Consider the following 2,041-nt stretch of genomic DNA (forward strand, 5'->3'; position numbering starts at 1 on the left):
GGTCGAGCGCGAGCAGGCCGCCCGCGGTGGGGTCGCCGGGCAGCACCACCGGCCTGGCGGCGGCGTCGACTGCGGGCAGCTCGCCGTCGCGGACGGCGAGCGCGGCCGGGTCGTCCGGGCCGAGCACCCAGCGGCCGTCGGAGGTGATGCCGACAGCGACAACGTCATAACGCCGCCGGTCCAGTGCGCGCAGGACGCTGCCAGCCGAGACACAGGAGATCGCGTGCTCGGTGCTGCGGCCGCCGTACAGGACGGCGATCCGGATCCGGCGCGGCGGAGAGCCAGGCATGACGGGACCCTAACCGATGCCCGGCCGCGCACCACCGAACCCCACAGCGAGTCCACCCGCGACGACCGTCCGGGCAACGCGCGGCGGTCAGCCGGCGCGGTACTCGGGGCCGGGCTCCCGGCTCATCAGCTCCTTGACCGCGTCCAGCGGGGCCAGGCCCTCGTGGATGACCCGCACCACCTGCTCGGTGATCGGCATCTGGACGTCCAGAGAACGGGCCAGCTCCAGGACGGGACGGCAGGAGCGGACGCCCTCGGCGACCTGGTGCTGCTGGGCGTCGGCCTGGGCGAGCGGCACGCCCCGGCCGAGCTTCTCCCCGAAGGCGCGGTTGCGCGACAGCGGGGACGAGCAGGTGGCCACCAGGTCGCCCATGCCGGCGAGCCCGGCGAAGGTCAGCGGGCCGGCGCCGAGCGCCACGCCGAGCCGGGTCGTCTCGGCCAGCCCCCGGGTGATCAGGGAGGCGGCCGTGTTGGTGCCGAACCCCATGCCCTCCACCATCCCGGCGGCCAGCGCGATCACGTTCTTGACGGCGCCGGCGAGCTCGCAGCCGATCACGTCCGGGTTTGTGTACGGGCGCAGGTACGGCGTCCAGCAGGCCGCCTGGACCGCCCTGGCCGTCCGTTCGTCGACGCTGGCGACGACGGTGGCGGCGGGCTGCTCGGCCGCGATCTCCCGGGCCAGGTTCGGGCCGCTGACCACGGCGATCCGCTCCGGGGCCGCCCCGGTGACCTCCTGGACCACCTCGCTCATCCGCAGCCGGGAGCCCAGCTCGACACCCTTCATCAGGCTCACGTACACCGCGGACGGCGCCACCAGCGGGGCCCACCGCGCCAGACAGGCCCGCAGCACCTGCGACGGCACGGCCAGGACGACCAGATCGGCCCCGCGCAGCGCCTCGGCGGCCTCGAGCGTGGCGTCGACGCGGTCCGGCAGCGTCAGGCCGGGCAGGTAGCGGGGGTTGGTGTGACACCGGTTGATCGACGTGACCACGTCGGGCTCGCGTGCCAGCAGTGTGGCCCTGGCCCCGGCGTCCGCGAGCACCTTGGCGAAGACGGTCCCCCAGGACCCGGCGCAGAGAACGGCGGCCCGCCTTATCCGGTACGGCATGCTGACGGCCGCCGTCGACATCACCCCGGCACCGGCGCGTTCAGCTCGCTTCACGTCGCAGGAGTCTTGCTCAGTCACACGAAGGCTGTCGAGAAGGCCCGGCCCTCGCGCAGATCGTGTCCCGTCCGGTGTGCCGGGACGGCCCGGGTGGCAGGTGCCGGAAGGCCGGCGTGCCATAGAGTCGGGTGGAGACAGAGCCGGTGGGTGACACCGGCGTCACCGGAGCCGCCACCCGCATGAAGCCGCCACCCGCATGACCGGTTGGGTCGTCGTCGTACCGGTCAAACCGCTGGCGGTCGCCAAGAGCCGGCTCGCCCATCCGGACCGGGCGGCCCTCGCGCTCGCGATGGCCCAGGACACGGTGGCCGCGGCCAGCGCGGTCGGGCGCGGCACGGTCGAAGCCGTCATGATCGTGACGAATGACGGCGCGGCCCGGGCCGGCATGGCCTCCTTGCCGGCCCCGGGCCCTGCCGAGCGGGCCATGACCGAGGGCAGCCGGATTGTCGTTGTTCCCGACACGCCTGACACCGGCCTGAACGCGGCGCTGGCGCATGGTGCCGCCATGGCCGCGCGGCGGTGGCCGGACGCCGGTGTCGCGGCCCTGTCCGCCGACCTCGCCGCGCTGCGCCCGGCCCACCTGCGCGC

General features: G+C 74.7%; 1 protein-coding gene and 2 pseudogenes. 1 reads left to right on the forward strand and 2 read right to left on the reverse strand.

All coding sequences use genetic code 11. The annotated features are described in order from the left end of the window. Positions 1 to 289 (reverse strand): annotated as a pseudogene (locus tag NBX02_RS18705) (D-alanine--D-alanine ligase A); the annotation flags it as partial. Positions 290 to 376: 87 nt separating this feature from the next. Beyond that, positions 377 to 1,384 (reverse strand): NAD(P)H-dependent glycerol-3-phosphate dehydrogenase, encoded by a 1,008-nt coding sequence (locus tag NBX02_RS18710; RefSeq protein ID WP_250292425.1) that lies wholly within the window; start codon positions 1,382 to 1,384, stop codon positions 377 to 379. A 265-nt stretch (positions 1,385 to 1,649) separates the two neighbouring features. Here NBX02_RS18710 and NBX02_RS18715 point away from each other — a divergent pair. Beyond that, positions 1,650 to 2,041: pseudogene (locus NBX02_RS18715) on the forward strand (2-phospho-L-lactate guanylyltransferase); the annotation flags it as partial.

It is taken from the genome of Protofrankia sp. CiP1_Cm_nod1, assembly GCF_920888515.1.
Classification (GTDB): Bacteria; Actinomycetota; Actinomycetes; order Frankiales; family Frankiaceae; genus Protofrankia.